The following is a 22,074-nucleotide window of genomic DNA, read 5'->3' on the forward strand; positions in this document are numbered from 1 at the left end:
AATAAACCCTTACTAGTTATCTAGTAAGGGTTTTTTTTGTTATATATAGTAAAATTATTTTTACTAAAAAGAGTCAATTTTATTATCTTGAAGTTTCATCTGTAAATGATTTATGAAGATAAACAAAGAACTTGATCTAGCCTGGAATTTTGTAAACAACACTAATAGAAATATCTTCTTAACTGGTAAAGCAGGGACAGGTAAAACTACTTTTTTACATAAATTAAAAGTACAATCTCAAAAGCGAATAGTAGTAGTCGCACCAACTGGTGTTGCTGCCATCAATGCTAAAGGCGTTACAATTCATTCTTTTTTTCAATTGCCTTTTGGGCCTATTTTGCCTGATACTGATTTAAACGCTTCCAATGGATTTAATAGAAAATTTAGTAAAACAAAAATTAATATAATAAAATCGCTAGACCTGTTAGTAATTGATGAAATTAGTATGGTAAGAGCAGATTTGTTAGATGGAATAGATAGAACATTAAAACGTTTTAAAGATAGAAATCTACCTTTTGGAGGCGTTCAATTATTAATGATAGGAGACCTTCAACAACTTTCACCAGTTGTAAAAGATAGTGAATGGCAATTACTAAGTTCATTTTATACAAATGCATTTTTCTTTAGTAGTAATTCGTACCAAAATTCTAATCCAATTACTGTTGAGCTAAAACATATTTATAGGCAAGAAAATCCAACATTTATAAATATACTAAATGAGGTCAGAAACAATAAACTTAGTAAATTTTCTGCTGAAGAATTGAATAAAAGGTATCAACCGAACTTTGTTCCAAATAAAGAAGATGGTTATATATCTTTAACTACTCATAATCACAAGGCTATTCAAACAAATAATTTAGAACTAGAAAAACTTAAAGGACAATCTAAAACATATAATGCCGTAATAGATGGGAAATTCCCTGAACATTCTTTCCCAAATAAAGAAAAGTTAAAATTGAAGGTTGGAGCTCAAGTAATGTTTATTAAAAATGATATCTCACCCGATAAGCGCTATTTCAATGGAAAAATAGGTAAAGTTATTTTATTAGAGGAAGACGAAGTCGTGGTAAATTGCCCTGATGATGATTTTAATATTATTACGAAACCAGAAACTTGGGAGAATATAAAATATACTGTAGATTCAGATACCAAAGCAATTTCTGAAGATAAAATAGGTAGTTACACACAAATACCACTTCGTCTAGCGTGGTCTATTACGATCCATAAAAGCCAAGGGTTAACATTTGAAAAAGCTATAATTGATGCTGAATCTGCATTTGCTCATGGCCAAACTTATGTGGCGCTTAGTCGTTGTAAATCTCTTGAAGGATTAGTTTTAAAAAGTAAAATCACTCCAAATCAAATTATTAGTGATAGTACTGTTGTTTCTTTTAATGAAAATGCAGAAGCAAATCAACCTAATGATGATATTTTACAAAAATCTAAGCGTAAATTTCAATTAGATTTAATTTCAGAAATTTTTAATTTTTATAAGTTTTTATATCCAACAAATCGAATATTAGATATTTATTACAAAAACAGAGGTAGTGTTGAAGGAAATATAGAAATGCTTGTCGTAGCAATTAAGGATTCTGTTGCTAATTTGCTCAAGGTTGGTAATTCTTTTAATCATCAGTTAAATTCAATAGGAGAATCTTCGGATTTACCGGAGTCTAATAATATTTTACAAGAAAGGTTCGTTAAAGCCATTAATTATTTTATTACACAAACTAAAGAAAAAATAAAGGGGTCTTTGAATGATTTAAGCTTTACCACTGATAATAAAGCCATTGAAAAAGATTTAACTAAACAACTTGATGCTCTAGATGAATTATTAGCGGCGAAGCTACTATACTTTGAAGGTTTAAAAAATGGTTTTAGTGTAGAGCAGTTTTTAGAGTTAAGAGCAAAGTCTATTTTTATAACAAAGGATAAGCCAAAAACACAGCGTAAATCGGTTATTGATGGTACTACTAATGTTGAACTCTTTGAATTATTGAGAGAACTTAGAAATAAAATTGCCAAGCGAGAAGATTTAGTACACTTTCAAATATTTACCCAAAAATCTTTATATTCCATGTGTGAATTGCTACCAACTTCTAAACAAGAATTAAAAGCAGTTCACGGAATGGGCAAAACTCGTATTGAAAAATACGGAACTGAAATAATACAGGTAATTAAGAGCTATTGTGATGAAAATGACATCGAAGTTTCAAACCATAATGCAATTATTGAAGAATCTAAAACAAAACGACAAAAAGGGGACACAAAGAAAATATCTTTAGAATTATTTAAATCAGGAAAATCAATAGATCAAATAGCTATAGAAAGAGAGTTAAATACTAATACAATCTTTGGGCATTTAGCTAGTTTTATATCTTCAGGTGAAGTTAAAATTACCGACTTAATGTCTGAAGCAAACTATTTAGAATTGAAGAAAATTATTCCAACAAAAACTTTTGAAAACATATCAGATTTAAAACATCAAATTGATGATAAATATACATATGGTGAATTGAGATTGGTAATAAACGATCTCTCAAAAAAATAAAAAGGCTTCAGAATATTAGTTTGAAGCCTTTTTAATATATTAAAATGAGTTATCCTCTTATGAGTCCTCTAGAAATTACAATTTTCTGAATTTCAGAAGTTCCTTCGTAAATCTGAGTAATTTTAGCATCCCGCATTAAGCGCTCAACATGATACTCTTTTACAAATCCATTTCCTCCATGTATTTGAACTGCTTCTACAGTATGTTCCATAGCAACTTTACTAGCATATAGTTTGGCCATAGCACTAGACATATCATAATTGTTACCTTGATCTTTATCCCAAGCTGCTTTCATTACCAACATTCTTGCAGCTTCAATTTCAGTGTACATATCTGCTAATTTAAAAGCAATGGCTTGATGATTGCATATTTCGGTTCCGAAGGCTTTACGTTCTTTAGAATATTTTAATGCTAATTCATAAGCACCAGAGGCTATTCCTAGAGCTTGGGCAGCAATACCAATGCGTCCACCAGAAAGAGTTTTCATAGCGAATCTAAAGCCAAAACCGTCATCACCAATTCTATTTTCTTTAGGTACTTTTACATCATTAAATTGAAGTGTGTGCGTGTCGCTACCTCGTATACCTAATTTATCTTCCTTAGGGCCAATATCAAAACCAGGTGTTCCTTTTTCTACAATAAATGCATTAATGCCGTGAGATCCTTTATGCTTGTCAGTTTGAGCAATGACTAGGTATATTTCTGCTCGTCCACCATTAGTAATCCAGTTTTTTGTACCGTTCAAAATATAATGGTCTCCTTTATCAATGGCTGTAGTTTTTTGTGATGTTGCATCACTTCCTGCCTCAGGCTCACTCAAACAAAACGCACCAATACACTCACCAGTTGCCAGTTTTGTTAGATATTTTTCTTTCTGCTTTTCGTTTCCGTACGCTTCAAGACCATAACAAACCAGAGAGTTATTTACAGATACCATAACCGAAGCTGAAGCGTCAATTTTTGATAATTCTTCCATGATAAGTACATAAGAAATAGCATCCATACCACTTCCACCATATTTTGGGTCTACCATAATTCCCATAAAACCTAGGTCTCCCATTTTACGAACTAGTTCGTCTGGAAAGGTTTGAGCATTATCACGTTCAATAACACCTGGAAGTAATTCAGTTTGTGCAAAATCGCGAGCTGCATCGCGAATCATCATATGCTCTTCTGTTAAGTTAAAGTCCATAAAATTTTATAATTATTGATTTCTTAAAAAATTCATGCAAAGATAACTTTTTCTTGTGGTATTTTCAATAAGTAATGTTATTTTTACTAATATGATAATATCCACTTACAATGTTATTGCAGTAATGTCTGGTACCTCTTTAGATGGTATTGATATTGCTTACGTTACCTATGTTTATGATAATAATTGGAGTTTTAAAATTCATCAATCTAATACTATAAATTATTCAAACGATTGGAAATCCATTTTAAGTAATTTAGTAAATAAATCGATGGAAGAATTAAAATCTATTGATAACGATTATTCAACATATTTAGGACATGTAATTTTAAAATTCATTAATGAGCATAATATTAAAATAATTGATTTTATCGCTTCACATGGTCATACAGCACTGCACCAACCTGATGCTGGCTTAACATATCAAATAGGGAATCAACAAGTCATAGCTAATATTTTAAATGAAAAGGTTATCTGCGATTTTAGAGTTCAAGATGTTCAAAAAGGTGGTCAAGGTGCACCTTTAGTACCTATTGGAGATCGATTGTTATTTCATGAATATGATAGCTGCCTAAATTTAGGTGGCTTTGCCAATATTTCATTTGAAAGTAATTTTGAACGAATTGCCTTTGATATTTGCCCTGTTAATATTGTTTTAAATCATTTTGTTTCGAACTTAGGATTAGAATATGATGATAAAGGTCAATTAGCATCAAAAGGATCAATTAATGAAGAATTATTAAGACAGTTAAATATTTTAGAGTTTTATAAAGAATTACCACCAAAATCTTTAGGATTAGAATGGGTAGACGTAAATATTTTTCCTTTAATAAAATCTTTTAATCTTGATATTGAAGACGTTCTAAGAACTTTTATAGAGCATATTGCAATTCAAATTTCTATAACTTTAAATAATATTAAAGGGAAACAAGTATTAATAACAGGTGGTGGTGTTTATAATGATTTCCTTATTACTAGAATAAAGCATTTTTCGAACTCACATGTCGTTTTACCAGATAACGAAATAATAGAATTTAAAGAGGCCTTAATATTTGGTTTGCTTGGAGTATTGAGAGAAAGAGGTGAATATAACTGCCTTAAAAGTGTAACTGGAGCCAAAGAAAATCATTCGTCAGGAAAAATATTATTTCCAAATACTTAAAATTAATATTTAATTCACTTTATACGCATTAGAGTTTTTTATATTTGTTATCACTAACTAAATGATATAAATTGATAAAAGAATTACTGCAGAAGTACGAAAATAAATCTCCCGAAATTGTTTTTCATTGGAATGATTCAGAAACAGATGCTGAAGGCTGGACTGTAATAAATTCATTAAGAGGTGGAGCCGCTGGTGGAGGTACAAGAATGCGAAAAGGACTTGATAGAAATGAAGTTTTATCTCTTGCTAAAACTATGGAAGTAAAGTTTACAGTTTCTGGTCCTAAAATTGGTGGAGCAAAATCTGGAATTAATTTTGATCCACAAGATCCAAGAAAAAAAGGTGTATTAGAACGCTGGTATGCTGCGGTATCTCCTTTGCTTAAAAGCTATTATGGAACTGGTGGTGACTTAAATGTTGATGAGATACATGAAGTTATTCCAATAACGGAGGAGAGCGGAGTTTGGCATCCTCAAGAGGGTGTTTTTGAAGGACACTTTAAACCTACGCAGGCAGATAAAATAAATAGAATTGGTCAGCTTAGACATGGAGTAATTAAGGTTATTGAAAATCCTAAATATTCTCCAGATGTTACAAAAAAATATACTGTAGCCGATATGATTACAGGTTATGGTGTTGCCATTGCTGCTAAGCATTTTTACGATCTTAATGAAGATTCTATAAAAGGTAAGCGTGTTGTTGTACAAGGTTTTGGAAACGTTGGTGCAGCGGCAGCTTTTTATTTTGCACAAATGGGTGCAAAGGTTGTTGGTATTATAGATCGTGTTGGCGGTTTAATTAATGCTGAAGGCTTCTCTTTTAAAGAAATAACTGACTTATACCTTAATAAAAACGGGAATACACTGGTTGCAGAAAACTTAATATCGTTTAATGAGATTAATGAAAAAATATGGTCTTTGCAAACCGAAGTTTTTGCACCTTGCGCAGCATCTAGATTAATAACTCAAAATCAGATAGATCAAATGATTGATACTGGTTTAGAGGTTATTACATGTGGTGCAAATGTACCTTTTGCTGATAAAGAAATATTTTTTGGACCAATAATGGAGCACACTGATCAAAAAGTGAGTTTAATACCAGATTTTATTTCAAATTGTGGAATGGCAAGAGTTTTTGCCTATTTTATGGAGCGTAAAGTACAAATGACCGATGAAGCCATTTTCAAAGACACTTCAAAAGTTATTAGAAAGGCCTTAAAAGAAGTTCAAAAAAATAATCCAACAAAAATTGGTGTAAGCGAAACTGCTTTCGAAATTGCACTAAGACAACTAATATAAATATCCCTTAATATGGAAACAGTAATAATCCTAGTATTCGTTTTTGGCTATTTAGCCATTACATTAGAACATAACATTAAAATAGATAAACTAATTCCGGCTTTGGTAATGATGGCCATAAGTTGGGCATTGATTTCTTTAGGTATTGATGATTTTGGGCAGTGGTTCGATTCAGCAAAACATAGTTTAATGGATAATTTTGGTTTGCTTCCGCATGAAGAAAAAATGCATCTAATGGAAGAAACCTTATTACACCATTTAGGTAAAACAGCTGAAATTTTAGTGTTCTTATTAGGTGCAATGACAATTGTAGAAATCATTGATTATTTTGATGGTTTTTCAACTATTAAAAATGCGGTGAATTTCAATAGTAGAAAAAAACTATTATGGATGTTTTCTATACTAGCTTTTGTATTATCAGCTATCATAGATAACCTTACGGCAACAATTGTGCTAATATCTATTTTGCAAAAAATTGTTAAAGATAGAAGTATTAGAATTTGGTATGCTGGTTTAATAATAATTGCTGCCAATGCTGGTGGTGCATGGTCTCCAATTGGTGACGTGACAACAACAATGCTTTGGATTGGCGATAAAGTTTCAACAGGCAAATTATTTATGTATCTGTTTATCCCTTCATTATTATGTATGGTAGTACCAACGTTTATAGCTTCTTTGCTTCAGCCTTTTAAAGGAACTTTAGAATTGCAGTCAGATGACGACAAACCAAAAAACAAATTCAGTTCTACAATGTTATTTCTAGGATTGGGAGCTATAGTTTTTGTACCAATATTTAAAGTTATTACGCATCTACCACCTTATGTAGGTATGATGCTTTCATTGGGTGTTGTTGCAATTTTTGCTGAGATTTATAGTAATTCTAAATTTGCGATTTCTACTGTGACTTCAGACGAACATACTGATCATGCAAGCCATAGTCCAGTTCATTCTTCATTATCTAAAATAGAATTACCAAGTATATTATTCTTTTTAGGAATTTTAATGGCCGTAGCCGCTTTAGAATCTTTAGGTATTTTGTTTGGTTTTGCTGGTTCACTTCAAGAATCTATGCCAATGTTAGGAACAGAATTTCATCACGAAGGAGTGTCAGATTTAGTGGTATTATTATTGGGTGTTGGTTCTGCAGTTATAGATAATGTTCCATTAGTAGCGGCTAGTTTAGGTATGTTTTCAGAACCATTAGATAACGAACTTTGGCATTTTATTGCATATTCTGCAGGTACTGGTGGAAGTATGTTAATAATTGGTTCGGCCGCTGGTGTAGTAGCTATGGGAATGGAAAAAATAGATTTCTTTTGGTATTTAAAGAAAATATCATGGTTAGCATTCGTAGGCTTTATTGCGGGTGCAGCAGCATTTATGGTAACAAGAAGTATCTTTTAATATACTTAAGTAAAAAACTTAACGTTATAACAACAACAAATTAAAATTTTAAAAACTATAGTATGATATCATTAAGTACTATTCAAGATAGCGCAGAAGTGTTAACTGAGGGTGAGCAAGTAGAAAAAACACTTTCGATTATTGAATTAATTACAAGTGGTGGAACCGCCGGAATGGTTATTATCTTCATTCTATTTCTACTTCTTATTGTGGCTACATACATATATTTTGAGCGTATTTTCGCTATAAAAGCAGCTTCAAAGGTTGATTCTAATTTTATGAATCAGATTAAGGACCATGTTAGTAATGGTAAAATTGATTCTGCTCAAATGCTATGTGCGCAACAAAATTCACCTGTTTCTAGATTAATAGCAAAAGGTATAACTAGGATAGGTAAACCTTTAGAAGATATTAACTCTGCTATTGAAAATGCAGGTAGATTAGAGATTTATGGCTTAGAAAAAAACGTTAGTGTTTTAGCAACTATATCTGGTGTTGCTCCTATGATTGGTTTCTTAGGTACAGTAGTAGGTATGATACTCTCTATTTTCGAATTGGCTAATGCAGGCGGAACCATACAAATGGATGTGCTAGCAAGTGGTTTATATACAGCGATGACAACTACCGTTGGTGGTCTTGTTGTTGGTATTATAGCTTATGTTGCTTATAACCATATTGTTGTTAAGACTAACAAAGTTGTGCACTCAATGGAAGCCAATTCAGTTGAATTTTTAGATCATTTAAATGAACCTATCTAATTATGAATATTAGAGGACGAAATAAAGTAACACCAGAATTCAATTTCGCGTCAATGACCGATATTGTATTCTTGTTATTAATCTTTTTTATGATAGCATCTACCTTGGTTACAACAAATGCTATTGATATAATTTTACCTACCGCAAGCGGAAAAACGGAGAATAAAAAGACAACAGCTGTTAGTATTAAGGCTGACTTAACCTATTACATAGATCAAAAACGAGTTGGTGAAAGTGTATTAGAATCGCAATTAATTTCTGCCATGGCAACACAAGAATCTCCAACAATTGTATTGAGAGCTGAGAAATCAGTACCTGTTGAAAATGTGGTTAAGGTAATGGACATCGCAAATCGAAATAAATTCAAAGTTATTTTAGCTGTGAAACCAAACTAAACGGCATTGTTTTTGAAACTGTACTAACATAAGTATATTAAAGTGAGATATTTAGAGACCAAACACGAACGTAATTCTGCAAGAATCACCGCATTAATAGCACTGATTCTACTCTTACTTTTGTTTGTAGTAGGTCCTCAATATTTAGATCCACCCGAAGAATATGGTATTGCTGTTAATTTTGGAACTACTGATTTTGGAAGTGGTAATAAACCGTTAAGCGAACCAAGAAAAGCAGTTAAAGAAGAAGTTATAGAAGAATCTCAGCCAGAAGAAACAAAGGTAGAACCTACAGAAGCCACATCAAAAGCTGAAGAAGTTATTACACAAGAATCAGCAGAGTCTATTGCAATAAAAAAGCAAAAAGCGGCAGAAGCTAAAGCTAAGGCAGAAGCCGAACGAGCAGAACGTCTAAAAAGAGAAGCTGAAGAAAAAAAACGTAGAGAAGACGAAGAAAAAAGAAAAAAATTAGATGCTCTTATTGGTGGAGTAAAAGATGCTGAAGGTAAAGATGATGGAGGAGAAGGACCAGACGATATAGGTGGGAATAAAGGCCAAAGAGATGGCGACCCGTACGCACCTAGTTATTTTGGTGGCTCTGGACCTGGAAAAGGTGGAATAGGATATGGATTAGGCGGTAGAGGTAGACCATCAAAAAAAATATATAAGCAAGAATGCAACGAATATGGTTTAGTCGTTGTAAAAATTGAAGTTAATAGACAGGGTAAAGTAATAAAAGCTGAACCAGGAATTAGAGGTACAACTAATACACATCCATGTTTATTAGAACCTGCAAAGAAAATTGCTTTATCTCATAAATGGCCTGCTGATAATGATGCACCTGCGAGACAAGTAGGATTTGTTAGTATTAATTTTGATGTCGGTCAATAACTCATGAATTATCAAGATACAGTCAATTGGATGTTCCAACAACTGCCAATGTATCAGAATAAAGGTAAGTCTGCCTTTAAAAAGGATTTAACTAATACGCTGAAACTTTCTCAGCATCTAAGAGAACCACATACGCGATTTAAAACTATTCATGTTGCTGGCACAAATGGTAAAGGTTCTACGAGCCATATGTTGGCTTCCATACTTCAAGAAGCGGGTTATAAAGTAGGTTTATACACCTCTCCACATTTAAAGGATTTTAGAGAGCGCATACGAATTAACGGTAAAGTGGTTAGTAAACAATTTGTCATTGGTTTTATTAAACGTAATAAAGTGTTTTTAGTATCAAATAAATTGTCTTTTTTTGAAATGACCGTTGGTATGGCTTTCGATTATTTTGCAAAACGAAAGGTTGATATAGCTGTTATTGAGGTTGGTCTTGGCGGACGTTTAGATTCTACAAATATTATTACTCCAGAATTGTCTATAATAACTAATATAGGATTAGATCATACGCAGTTTTTAGGAGATACCTTGGATAAAATATCAGCGGAAAAAGCAGGAATTATTAAAGCAAATATTCCCGTAGTTATTGGTGAAACCCAGTCAGAAACTAAAGAGGTGTTTAAGACTAAGGCGAAGGAAACCGACTCTAAATTATACTTTGCAGATCAATTAATTAATGATGTCTTAGAAAGTGATTTAAAAGGATCTTATCAATTAAAAAATATAAAAACAGTAATTCAGTCTGTTAATGTGTTAAAACAATCTGACTTTAAAATTTCTGATTTTCAATTAAAACAAGGGCTTCTTTATGTTTCAAAAAACACCGGTTTAAAAGGGCGTTGGCAAGTCTTAAGTTTAGAACCAAAAATTGTATGCGATACTGCTCATAACAAAGAGGGTTTAACCTATGTAATGCAACAGTTGCAGTTTGAAACATTCAGTAAACTTCATATTGTTTTTGGGGTGGTTAATGATAAAGATTTAAACTCAATTATTAATTTGCTACCAAAAACGGCAACCTATTATTTTAGTAAACCAAATGTACAACGTGGTTTAGATGTTAAAATATTAAAAGCAACTTTTGCTGAAAATAATTTAATAGGTGAAGCTTATAATAGTGTAGAAGAGGCTTTAGATAATGCAAAAAAAGCTGCCAATAAGGAAGATTTAATTTATGTTGGAGGCAGCACTTTTGTTGTCGCAGAAGCTATTTAATTGGCATATTTGCTGTAATAAATTCGGTATAGGTTGTCAAGGCTAATTTTCCTCAATTTTATGTTATCTGTTGTTTTAATATGTTCTTTAGAAATTAATCTTTTTTTGAATTTATTGAGCGAATCAATTGGAGTTATATTTATTGTTGATACAGAAGCATCATCAATTTTATCTACTTTATAGACGTCAGAAATAACCATGTCTTCTTTAAAATTTGAAAGGTTAGATGTTATAAATTTGGTTCCGCTATAAAAGAGTAACGAATCTGAAGGATTTAATGATATATAGATTGTTTTGGCTTGTGGAATATAAATTGATTCATCTACGCCTTTTATCATCTTAAAGACAATTAAATCAGAATTAGTTTTGTTAGCTATTTGCACATTTGTATTGTTAGATACAGTTGTGTCGTTTGCTATGAGATTAAATGTTTTTGGAAAAGGGTTAGAAAAGGGTTGTACTTCTATTTCATTTGTTGAAACTTCGGTTTTTTTAGCCTTTTTAGTTATTCTTTTTAAGGAGTAATAAAACCGAATTCGGTTGTCGTAAGTAGTTCTCTTCTTTTTTGTGTCATAGTTTTCTGTTTGAAATGATTTTTCTTCGACATCAGACTTCTGAAGACTATTAAAAGCAACTGTAGAAAGAATAATTACAAAGGTTGTAATTCCTATTATAGAAATTAGGTCTTGATAACGTTTATAAGAAGATTTACTTGTACTTGGTTTTATTTCTGAAGCATACTTATAGGCATATTCTTTGGCGTTTTCAGCATTATTATCTATAACTAACTTAGTTGCAACATCATCTATTTGACTTTTTCTAAAAGCTACTTGGGCTTGAGAAACATATCTAAATAATGGGTCATTAGAGTAGTCATCAAACTGGTCACTAATAGTAGTTATACTATCATAAAGATTTATGAGTTTTTCTTTAAAGTGAGGTTCATATAGGTTAAGAATCTCGTAAAAAAGATAACTTTTTATGTACTTGATTTCTTCGTCAGGATTATTAATTTGATTTTGATTTAAGTACCTAACGCCATAATCAACTTTATTATGTAGTAAGCCAATGATATCTTTTTCGCAGTTTTTAGAAAATAAATCTGATTGACTAAGGATATTAAATAAGAGTTTTAATTCGTTTTTTTCAATTAACTGGTTTATTAAATTAGGAAGAATAGGCCTTATATATAATTCTAAAAAGAGTTTAAAACCACTTATGTAGTCTATATATTCTAAATTGAGTTCAATTTGGTTTTTTTTTAAAGCCTCAAATCTTTTAAATAGTATGTTTTTTAACCAAATGTTTTTTTCTATAGTTAGATGGTATGATCTGGACACTGAGTCTTCTATACCTCGAATAATGGATGTTTTATATTGCGTGTCTTGCTCGCTTAATTGATTAATGATTTCTTTTAATTTATATGGTGATAAATTAATGAATTCCTCAAAACCTAGATTAAGTTCATCTATATAGGAGTAATATTTCAATAGAGTTCTGTTTGTTACTAATATATTAAAATTGCTGAAAACCCATTAAAATATAGAAGCTTTTGTGGTCTAAAAAATGAAGGATTTTTGCAGTTGAAGAAATAATTAATTTTTTTATAAAAAATCTTTTGAGATTTTAAAAACTAGTCTATATTTGCAGTCCTAATAATTAGGGCGCGTAGCTCAGTTGGTTCAGAGCACTTGGTTTACACCCAAGGGGTCAGGGGTTCGAATCCCTTCGCGCCCACATCAATTAAAAATCCGATTTGAAATTTCAAATCGGATTTTTTTATTTTTAAAAATAGCCTAACTATAATATAGGCCCTTCTTATAATGTAAAATAAATGGTTTTATGTAGTAGTAGGTTTCATTGTTATATTAAATCTAAAATCCGCTCTAAAGCCATTCCTCGCGAACCTTTAATTAAAAGTGTAGCATTTGTAGGCTGAATTGCTTTTAATTCGACCTTTAATTCTTCAAAATTTCTAAAAGTCTTAGTTTTTGTTTGTGTTTTAGTATTATAGAAATTTTCACCAATGAAATATATATGGCTTTCAAAATTATTCTCAACAAAATTTATAATCGCTTGATGTTCAGTTTTTGCTTCACTACCCAATTCAAACATATCACCTAGAAACAGGTATTTTTTTTCAGCATCTAATTGTTTAAAATTCCTAAGTGCCGCCAACATACTTGTTGGGTTAGCATTATAAGCGTCGAGTATAATTTTATTAGACCCTTTTTCTATAATTTCAGAACGATTATTATCTGGCCTGTAATTTTCAATGGCCACTTTTATATTTTCTGGAGATACTTTAAAATGACTACCAATGGCAACGGCAACAGCAATATTATTATAATTGTAATCTCCTATAAGTTGACTATTAATTTCAACATTATTAAAATTTAATGTTACAAAAGGGTTTGCTTTTATAAATGTTATGTTATAGTCGTTATCTAAATTTTTACCAAAAGTGATAGTTTTAGAATAAGTACCGATTTGTCTTATTTGTTTGTCATCATCTGTATTGATAAATACCGTCTTATTGTTTTTTCTTAGAAAATCATATAACTCAGATTTTCCCTTAAGAATCCCTTCAATACTTCCAAAGCCTTCTAAATGTGCTTTACCAAAATTTGTAATTAAGCCATAGTCTGGTTGTGCTATTTTACTTAAAAATGCAATCTCATTTAAGTGGTTAGCTCCCATTTCTACAATTCCAAAATCTAAATCTTTAGTAAAATGTAAAAGGGTTAAAGGCACACCAATATGATTGTTTAAATTCCCTATTGTAGCTTTAACTTTATATTGAGAAGATAATACAGAGTAGATAAGCTCTTTTGTAGTTGTTTTTCCATTACTTCCTGTTAAAGAAATAATAGGAATACCTATGCTAATCCTATGGAATGTAGCTAATTGTTGCAGTGTTGTTAGGACATCTTCAACTAAAATACAATTCTCATTAATTATAGCACTTTTATCATCTACAACACAATATTTAGCTCCACCTTCAAATGCCTTTGATACAAATTTATTACCATCAAAATTTTCACCTTTTAATGCAAAGTGCATGCAGTCTTTCGGTAGTTTTCTTGTGTCCGTTGAAACCGAATAATTCTCTTTAAATTTTTTATATAATGATTCTATTTCCATAGGCTTAAAAATAAAAAAGTCCTGATAATTTTATCAGGACTTTTCTAAATATTATTTAACGTTAATTAATTACGCTTTTTTCCACCTTTTTGTGTCTTAGAACCTACTCTAGATACAGCACATCTAAATCCGATGTAGTCTGTAGCCATATCTTGTGGGAAATAACGACGTTGCGCTGGGTCAATCCAGTATGCTCTGTCTCTCCATGAGCCACCTTTAATTACTCTAACATCATCGTTAATTAAAGACGTTCTATTATTAGATTTATCGTATTCTCTAATCAATTTACCTTCTGCAGAATCTACTTCTACTTTATGCTTAGGTGAGTTATACATTTTACCTGTATTGTTCTTGTTTTTTTCACCTTCGTCAAAACTTTCTCTGTAATAACGTGAAGAACGTTTATCACCATCTCTAAAGTTTCTGTTATCACTTTGACTGAAGTTTGTTCTTAAATAAGTTTCTTCTTCGTCAATTGCAACTCTCGAAATTTCACCTGGTAAGTCTCTAGCAACGATTTTACCATTACTTAAAGTATCGTAAACGATTTCATCTACAGTTACAATTTTTACACTACCATCTTCATTAATTGCATTTTTAGTATAAACGTTACCTCTATAGTAGTTAAAATCATTAAACTCATCATCTACAATAGGTCTGTAAACATCAGCAACCCATTCTGCAACGTTACCAGCCATGTCATATAAACCGTAGTCATTTGGTTGGTAAGATTTAACTTCGGCAGTAATATCAGCGCCATCATCAGACCATCCTGCGATTCCACCGTAATCACCTTTACCTTGCTTAAAGTTAGCTAATTGATCTCCACGATTAACACGTTTGCCAGATCTTGTATATTGACCATCCCATGGGTATTTTTTACGACCTCTATATACATTATAGCTACGTAATTCACTCATTCCTAAAGCAGCATATTCCCATTCTGCTTCAGTTGGTAGTCTAAATTTTACAGGAATTAAACCTGTTTCTCTATTTGCATATTGATTAATAGGATTACCTTCAGCATCTGTTTGTTGTTTACGTTTTCCGCCAGATAATACTTCTTCATTTCCTCCATAAGTTTGAGTCGGAGCAGCAATATAAGTATCAGTACTAAATGTACTTTCAGCATTTACATCTGTATATTGAGCATCTCTTTTTATGTAACCAGCTTCTTGTAAAGCCATTTCAGCTACGCGGTCTGTTCTCCAGTTAGCATATTCTACAGCCTGTATCCAACTAACACCAACTACAGGATAATTTGCATAACCAGGGTGACGTAAGTAGTTTTCGGTCATCATTTCATTATAACCAAGTCTATTTCTCCATACCAAAGTATCAGGTAATGCTCCTTTATATATTAAGGTATAATTTGGGTCATCTGGTGGGTAAACATTTTTTAAATAATCTAAGTAGATTAAATAATTTAAGTTGGTTACCTCGCTTTCATCCATGTAAAAGGATTGTACATGCTGTTGATTTGGAGTATTGTTCCAATCGTGCATAGGGTCATCTTGTACTTTACCCATTGTAAACGTTCCACCTTCAATAAAAGCAGTTCCCGGAGGGGTTTCTTGCTCTTTAAATTGAGTATTGTACTGAAAACCACCTTTTTTGTCGTTGATTTTCCATCCTGTGGCACTGTCCACGTTGCCAGAATTAGAAGAACGCTTACAGCTAACTATTGAGGCGCAAAGCGTTATTGCTAATAAAAATTTTAGGTTTGAGACATTTTTCATATCCATAAGTTTAAGTAAGCTCGTTAAATTTTAGAGTCGCAATATAACAATTAAAGGTAAACTGACAACTTTTTTTTGTATTAAAATGCAAAAAAATGTGCATTTCATCCCTTTTTTTGAACATCACAACGGATTTTTGGCCAATTATCGGTGTATTTTGCACTTTAATAACGGACGTAAAAATAAATTATTGTTGTATTTTTGAAATAAAAATTGTTAACTCATAATAACCTACAGTTACAGGCGTTATTTTACTGTAATTTATATAATTTCAGGTTAGTGATATAATTATATAGATTCACTTGCAACAAAAATTCTAAATGAATTAATGAAAAATTGCTATTCTATTGCTTTTCTTCTTTTGTCCTTCGTCTGTTTTGGACAACAAAAACAGTTTAATATTAATTGGATTGATGTTAAATCACTTGAAACAGATAATGGTACAATAGAAATTCCTGCGTTTGATGCAGAGCATCTAAATTATGATGAGTCTAATGGATTAATGTATTATGCTCAATGGAAAACTAATGGAAATGTAATTGACGAAAACTCTGTGACCATATCTAATATAAGTTATGAAACAATTAGTGCTTCAGATTTAAAAGATCTAAACCCTAATTTTATACCCAAATCACCTAAATATAACATCTACAATACTAATGCTAGAGGAAACCGTTCTGGATATTTTGAAATTACTCCTATTATTAATGATAGAGGTTCTTATAAAAAGATAACATCGTTTACAATTCAGTATGATAAATTATTGAGCAGAAATACAAATAGTGCTAAAGATGCTAATGAGATTACAAATTCAGTATTAAGTACAGGAAACTGGTACCGTTTTTATATCGATAAGTCTGGGATATTTAAATTATCTAAGAGCTTTTTAAGTAGTTTAGGTGTTAACACAAATTCTGTGGATCCAAGAACTATTAAAATTTATGGTAATGGAGGAAGAATGTTACCTTATGCAAATTCTGCCAATTACCCTTTTGATGTAGTTGAAAATGCTATAAAGTTCGTTGGTGAAGAAGATGGAGATTTTAATAATAATGATTATATAATTTTTTACGGCGAAGGGCCAACAACTTATAGTGAAGAAAGTGAAACTAACATAAACTTATATACAGATAAAACATATTACTATGTAAATGTAAGTCCAGGAAACGGAAAGCGTATTCAGTCTATGCCAACGATAGATGCAGATGCAGATATACAAGTCAGTTCGTTTCAAGATTATCAGTTTTATGAAGTTGATGAAACAAACTTGGCTAAAATAGGCCGTCGATGGTTTGGAGATAATTTTGATATTGAGAATCAACGCGAATATGAATTCGATTTTCCAAATTTAGTAACTACTGAACCTGTAGATTTTAAAATTAGTGTTGGCGCTGTATCAGAAGCAACAACAAGTATGTCAATTACTATTAATGGTAATGCAGTTTCTAATTTAACTTTTGGTCAAATTTCTACATCTTTATTGGCTGCAGGCAATACTTATAATAGTTCTGTTAATATAAACTCCGATGCTATTTCTGTACTGTTAGAATATAATAATAATGGAAACCCTTCTAGTAAAGCCTACTTAGATTATATAAATATTGAGGCAACAAGAAATTTAATTTATGAAGGTGATCAGCTAACCTTTAAAAATAGAAGCGTAATTTCAACTCCAGGAATTGCTGAATATACATTAACAAATGCTTCAAATGTTAATGAAATATGGGATATTACAGATCGCTTTAATGTAACTAATGTCTTAAACGTAGATAACCAAAGCAGTTTTTCTTTTAAAGCTCAATCGGGTGAAGAGCGTTTGTATTTAGCTTTTTCTAATTCAAATACTTATCAGCCAAAAAAGGATTCTAGGTCATCGGTTGCTAATCAAAATTTAAAAGGCACAATCTTTACCAATGATCAAGGAGAGTTTCAGGATATAGATTACATCATTTTAGCACCGTCTCAATTTTTATCACAGGCAGAACGCTTAGCTCAGATAAATAGAGATTATAATAACTTAAACGTAAAAGTAGTCGATCTGCAAACAATATATAATGAATTTAGCACTGGAAGTCAAGACATAGCAGCACTGAGAAATTTTATAAAGTATGTTTACGATAATGCTAGTATACCAAGTAAACGGTTAAAATACCTATGCTTGTTTGGTGATGGTTCTTATGATTATAAAGATCGCTTACGTAATAATACAAATTTGGTACCTTCTTGGTATTCAATAAATAGTTTTAGTCTTACAAGTTCATTTGTCTCAGATGATTTTTATGCTATGCTAGATATTAATGAAGGTTCAATGAACAATGGCGATAGAATGGATATTGCAGTTGGTAGAATATTAGCAGAAGATGTTCAGCGTGCTAAAGAAATGGTAGATAAAATTAGTGCTTATTATCAGCCCGAAGCTTATGGAAGTTGGAGAAATAATATCTTGCTTATTTCAGATGATGTGGATGAAGAATGGGAGGAAACGTTACAAGTAACTACAGATGGTTTGGGCACTACGTTAGCTGTAGAAAAACCTTTTCTTAATTCAGTTAAAATTCATTCAGATGCGTTTGAGCAAGAGGCTTCTGCAGCAGGTGATAGATATCCAAAAGTAAATGAAGCAATTAAAGATGCTATTGAAGTTGGAGCCTTGGTTGTTAATTATTTTGGTCATGGTGGCGAGGAAGGCATTGCCAAAGAACGAATTTTTGACAAGTTCGATGCACAAGAAATAAATAATATCTGCAAATACAATCTGTTTATTACAGTGACTTGCGAATACACCAAATTCGATGATCCGCAAAGAGACACCGCTGGTGAGTTTACGTATTGGAATACAACAGGAGGAGCCATAAGTTTAATTACAACCACAAGACAAATATTTGTTAATGTTGGAAAAGACTTTAATACAGAGCTAGATGATTATCTATTTGCTTTTGGTTCTAATGAGTATCCCTCAATGGCAGAAGCCTTACGATTAACTAAAATCGATAATAATATTGCTGGTTCAACGCAAAAACGATTGGTGTTTTTTATTGGTGATCCTGCAATGAAATTATCAATAGCTCAACCTAATGTTAGACTTACTAGGGTCAATGATGTAGATATTACCCAACAAATAGACACACTAAAAGCTCTAAGCTATACCAAACTCGCAGGAGAAGTAGTAGATGCCAACGGAAATCTTTTGTCTAATTACACAGGTACGCTTACAGCAACCGTTTATGATAAAGATATAGAACGAGAAACCTTAGCTAATGATGGTACATACAACTGTACAGTTCCTTCTGGGCCAGGTAATCCATGTCCTCCAGCTAATAGAGTGCCAATAAAGTTAGAATTTACAACCTTAGGTGAAATTCTTTTTAGAGGACAAGCAAGTATTGAAAATGGTCAGTTTGAGTTTGATTTTATTGTACCAAGAGATATTGTTATTCCGGTTGGTAATGGTAAAATAAGTTTTTATGCCCAAACTAGCGATTCACAATCCAATCATGCTGGAGCAAATTTCGATGTTAAAATAGGTGGAATTAATGAAAATGCACCAGAAGATAATATTGGTCCTGTGATTAATTTATTTATGAATGACGAAAACTTTGTGTCTGGTGGTATTACAAACGAATCTCCTAATCTACTTGTAAAATTACAAGACGATAATGGTATAAATACAGCTAGTGGAATTGGACACGATATTACAGCAATAATTGATGGTGATGAAACCAATCCAATTGTATTAAATGATTATTACCAAGCTAATGTAGATGATTATACTAATGGTAAGGTAACTTATCCGTTTAGAGATTTAGAACCAGGATTACATACGTTAACGGTAAAAGCTTGGGATGTTTATAATAACTCGTCTACGGCCGAAATACAATTCGTAGTGTATGATAAGGACGAAGAATTGGTAATTAATAATGTTTTAAATTACCCAAACCCATTTGTAAACTACACGGAGTTTTGGTTTAATCACAATAGTGTAGAGCCTTTGGACGTTTCAGTACAGATATTTACAGTTTCTGGTAAATTAGTAAGAACCTTAAATGGACAAACATCTGGTGGAAGTAAAGCTGTAAGCTCATTATCTAAAGACATTATTTGGGATGGAAGAGATGATTTTGGTGATAAAATAGGAAAAGGAGTGTATGTCTATAAACTAAAAGTGAAATCTAACCGTTTAAATAAACAAGTTGAAAAAATTCAAAAACTTGTCATTCTTTAAAATGATATAAATTTTTTGTTTTTTAGTAAAAAGAAGAAGTTTAAAATCTCTTTTTAAATAATAAATTATATTTGCTAACGAATTAGTGCTAATTTATTAGTATTAATAACTAAAAATGAACATGAAGAAATACGCAATAACCCTTATCGCATTTGCAACCATTGGCCTAACTTTTGGGCAGGAAACAGTAGTAATACCTAAAGCTACAGATAGTAGAGTTATAACAACAGGAGTTCCGTTTATGTTAATTGCACCAGATGCTAGATCTGCAGCAATGGGAGATATGGGTGTCGCTACCTCAGTAGATGGTTTCTCTCAACAATGGAATCCGGCTAAATATGCATTTTCTGAAGCAAAATCTGGTGCAAGTCTTAGTTACACGCCATACTTAAGTAAGTTGGTGAATGATATTTCTATTGGCTACGTAACTTATTTTAATAGATTAAATGAATATAGTGCAGTATCTGCAAGTTTTAAATACTTCAGTTTAGGTGAGATTACATTAACACAAAGTGAAGACGATCCAGGTACTAATGTAAAACCTAATGAATTTACTGCAGATGTTGCATATTCGCTTCGTTTAGCGGATCAGTTTTCAATGGCTATTGCCATGCGTTATATGAGATCAGACCTTAGAATTCAACAATTACCAAATTCTAATGCACAAGCTGCAAGTACCTTTGGGGCAGATATTACAGGTTATTATCAAAGTGAAGAAGAAGCATACAACGATTTTAATGGAAGATGGAGAGCAGGTTTTGCTATTCAAAATTTAGGACCAAAATTTAAGTACGATGATGGAGGAAGAGAAAATTTTCAACCTACTACTTTGAGATTAGGAGCAGGTTTCGATTTCATTTTTGATGAGTACAGTAAGTTAGGCGTAACAGCTGAGGTAGCCAAATTATTAGTGCCAACACCTCCAATTTTAGGAGATGAATATGAATACACGGATAATAATGGAAATGGAGTCTATGACGAAGATGAAGATGATTTAGCAAGTGATCCTATCAATAGAGATGTTATAATAGATGGTCAAGATCCTGATGTAAGTTTTATAAGTGGAGTCTTTCAATCTTTTGGTGATGCGCCAGGTGGATTTAGAGAAGAGCTAAAAGAGTTTACGTGGGCTTTAGGTGCAGAATATACATATCAAGAAAATTTCGCTTTTAGGGCTGGTTATTTTAATGAGGCAGAAGAAAAAGGTGCGAGAAAGTTTTTCGCTCTTGGTGCAGGTTTCAAATACACAACAATTAATATTGATTTATCATATTTATTCTCTGCATCTAAGGTGCAAAGTCCGTTGGAAAATACATTACGTTTTTCACTAACTTTTAATTTTGGTGATGGCGAATATGATGAATATTAAAATATAGCTTTAACCAAGATTTGAAAACTATTGTTTTGTTAAAAGCAATAGTTTTTTTGTCTCAAATAGATACTAATTTATGGATGAAATTACTATTTCAACAACTTTACAAGTCTATGACAATATAAATGAGTTACCTAAGGATATTCAAAGCCTTATGGATTCTGCTATTGAGGCAAGGAACAATGCATACGCTCCCTATTCAAACTTTAATGTAGGTGCAGCATTACTGCTAGATAATGACGAAGTTGTTATTGGTAGTAATCAAGAAAATGCTTCATATCCTTCTGGTTTATGTGCAGAACGTACTGCAATCTATTATGCTGGAGCCAAGTATTCTAAAGCTAAAATTTTAAAAATGGCAATTTCGGCTTCTTCTCAAAATCAAGTAACAGATAAACCAATTCCACCATGCGGAGCATGCAGACAGTCAATTGCCGAATACGAGATTAAACAAGACCAGCCTATTGAAATTTATTTTATGGGAGCAAAAGGAAAAGTTGTGAAATCAAAATCCTTATCAAACTTACTGCCTTTACTTTTTGATAATTCAGTATTATAGGGATTTCGTTGCAATAAACTCAATAATTGCTTTATTTTTTACGATATACTCTTTCTTCATTATTTTCTAAAGTGTTATTTTTGTTATTAGCTTTGTCTCAATTTTAAATTGAGATTTATAAGTTTACTCTAAATAAAATTAAGTAGTGTTTTTAAATAACAAA

The 22,074-nt window shown here is 31.8% G+C and carries 15 protein-coding genes and 1 tRNA gene; 12 read left to right on the forward strand and 4 right to left on the reverse strand.

Translation table 11 applies throughout. The features are described 5' to 3' along the window. Positions 1–112: 112 nt before the first annotated feature. Complete coding sequence (locus tag H8K90_RS14250; protein ID WP_186846673.1) at positions 113–2,551, forward strand: helix-turn-helix domain-containing protein; 2,439 nt, start codon at positions 113–115, stop codon at positions 2,549–2,551. A gap of 49 nt (positions 2,552–2,600) precedes the next feature. On the opposite strand, the gene H8K90_RS14255 is transcribed toward H8K90_RS14250, so the two are convergent. After that, entirely contained in the window at positions 2,601–3,743 is a 1,143-nt protein-coding gene (locus H8K90_RS14255) for an acyl-CoA dehydrogenase (RefSeq protein WP_186846674.1), read from the reverse strand. Positions 3,744–3,834: 91 nt separating this feature from the next. Here H8K90_RS14255 and H8K90_RS14260 point away from each other — a divergent pair, with 91 nt between their 5' ends. The 7 genes from H8K90_RS14260 to H8K90_RS14290 all read left to right on the forward strand — a co-directional run bounded on the left by H8K90_RS14260 (position 3,835) and on the right by H8K90_RS14290 (position 10,875). Continuing rightward, entirely contained in the window at positions 3,835–4,905 is a 1,071-nt protein-coding gene (locus tag H8K90_RS14260) for an anhydro-N-acetylmuramic acid kinase (RefSeq protein ID WP_186846675.1), read from the forward strand. Between the two features lie 74 nt (positions 4,906–4,979). Beyond that, a complete protein-coding gene (locus H8K90_RS14265; RefSeq protein ID WP_186846820.1) occupies positions 4,980–6,206 on the forward strand; it encodes a Glu/Leu/Phe/Val dehydrogenase dimerization domain-containing protein in 1,227 nt (408 codons plus the stop codon). 12 nt (positions 6,207–6,218) lie between these two features. Continuing rightward, positions 6,219–7,610 carry a sodium:proton antiporter NhaD gene (gene nhaD / locus H8K90_RS14270; RefSeq protein WP_186846676.1) on the forward strand — a complete coding sequence of 464 codons (1,392 nt, stop codon included), beginning with the start codon at positions 6,219–6,221 and terminating at the stop codon, positions 7,608–7,610. A gap of 62 nt (positions 7,611–7,672) precedes the next feature. Then, positions 7,673–8,368 carry a MotA/TolQ/ExbB proton channel family protein gene (locus H8K90_RS14275; RefSeq protein ID WP_186846677.1) on the forward strand — a complete coding sequence of 232 codons (696 nt, stop codon included), beginning with the start codon at positions 7,673–7,675 and terminating at the stop codon, positions 8,366–8,368. A 2-nt stretch (positions 8,369–8,370) separates the two neighbouring features. After that, on the forward strand, positions 8,371–8,763 hold the full coding sequence (locus H8K90_RS14280; protein ID WP_186846678.1) for an ExbD/TolR family protein: 393 nt from the start codon (positions 8,371–8,373) through the stop codon (positions 8,761–8,763). Between the two features lie 42 nt (positions 8,764–8,805). After that, positions 8,806–9,654: an energy transducer TonB gene (locus H8K90_RS14285; RefSeq protein ID WP_186846679.1), complete on the forward strand. Its 849-nt coding sequence runs from the start codon at positions 8,806–8,808 to the stop codon at positions 9,652–9,654. Between the two features lie 3 nt (positions 9,655–9,657). Beyond that, positions 9,658–10,875 (forward strand): bifunctional folylpolyglutamate synthase/dihydrofolate synthase, encoded by a 1,218-nt coding sequence (locus H8K90_RS14290; protein ID WP_186846680.1) that lies wholly within the window; start codon positions 9,658–9,660, stop codon positions 10,873–10,875. Here H8K90_RS14290 and H8K90_RS14295 read toward each other — a convergent pair. Then, the gene (locus H8K90_RS14295; RefSeq protein ID WP_186846681.1) at positions 10,872–12,365 is read right to left on the reverse strand and encodes a hypothetical protein; all 1,494 of its coding nucleotides are present in this window, start codon (positions 12,363–12,365) and stop codon (positions 10,872–10,874) included. The two genes, H8K90_RS14290 and H8K90_RS14295, sit on opposite strands and share 4 nt — an antisense overlap. Positions 12,366–12,537: 172 nt before the next feature. Between H8K90_RS14295 and H8K90_RS14300 the strand changes: the two genes are divergently transcribed. After that, positions 12,538–12,612, forward strand: a tRNA-Val gene (locus H8K90_RS14300). 126 nt (positions 12,613–12,738) lie between these two features. Here H8K90_RS14300 and H8K90_RS14305 read toward each other — a convergent pair. Both H8K90_RS14305 and gldJ read right to left on the reverse strand, forming a co-directional pair. Next, a complete protein-coding gene (locus tag H8K90_RS14305) occupies positions 12,739–14,019 on the reverse strand; it encodes a UDP-N-acetylmuramoyl-tripeptide--D-alanyl-D-alanine ligase (RefSeq protein WP_186846682.1) in 1,281 nt (426 codons plus the stop codon). Positions 14,020–14,084: 65 nt separating this feature from the next. After that, on the reverse strand, positions 14,085–15,764 hold the full coding sequence (gene gldJ / locus H8K90_RS14310; RefSeq protein ID WP_186846683.1) for a gliding motility lipoprotein GldJ: 1,680 nt from the start codon (positions 15,762–15,764) through the stop codon (positions 14,085–14,087). A gap of 322 nt (positions 15,765–16,086) precedes the next feature. Here gldJ and porU point away from each other — a divergent pair, with 322 nt between their 5' ends. The 3 genes from porU to cdd all read left to right on the forward strand — a co-directional run bounded on the left by porU (position 16,087) and on the right by cdd (position 21,911). After that, a complete protein-coding gene (porU, locus tag H8K90_RS14315) occupies positions 16,087–19,980 on the forward strand; it encodes a type IX secretion system sortase PorU (protein ID WP_186846684.1) in 3,894 nt (1,297 codons plus the stop codon). 121 nt (positions 19,981–20,101) lie between these two features. Continuing rightward, positions 20,102–21,349: a type IX secretion system outer membrane channel protein PorV gene (gene porV, locus H8K90_RS14320; protein WP_186846685.1), complete on the forward strand. Its 1,248-nt coding sequence runs from the start codon at positions 20,102–20,104 to the stop codon at positions 21,347–21,349. 79 nt (positions 21,350–21,428) lie between these two features. After that, positions 21,429–21,911, forward strand: coding sequence for a cytidine deaminase (gene cdd, locus H8K90_RS14325; RefSeq protein WP_186846686.1), 483 nt, complete (start codon positions 21,429–21,431; stop codon positions 21,909–21,911). Positions 21,912–22,074: the final 163 nt, after the last annotated feature.

Source organism: Winogradskyella echinorum (genome assembly GCF_014297365.1).
Taxonomy (GTDB): Bacteria; Bacteroidota; Bacteroidia; order Flavobacteriales; family Flavobacteriaceae; genus Winogradskyella; species Winogradskyella echinorum.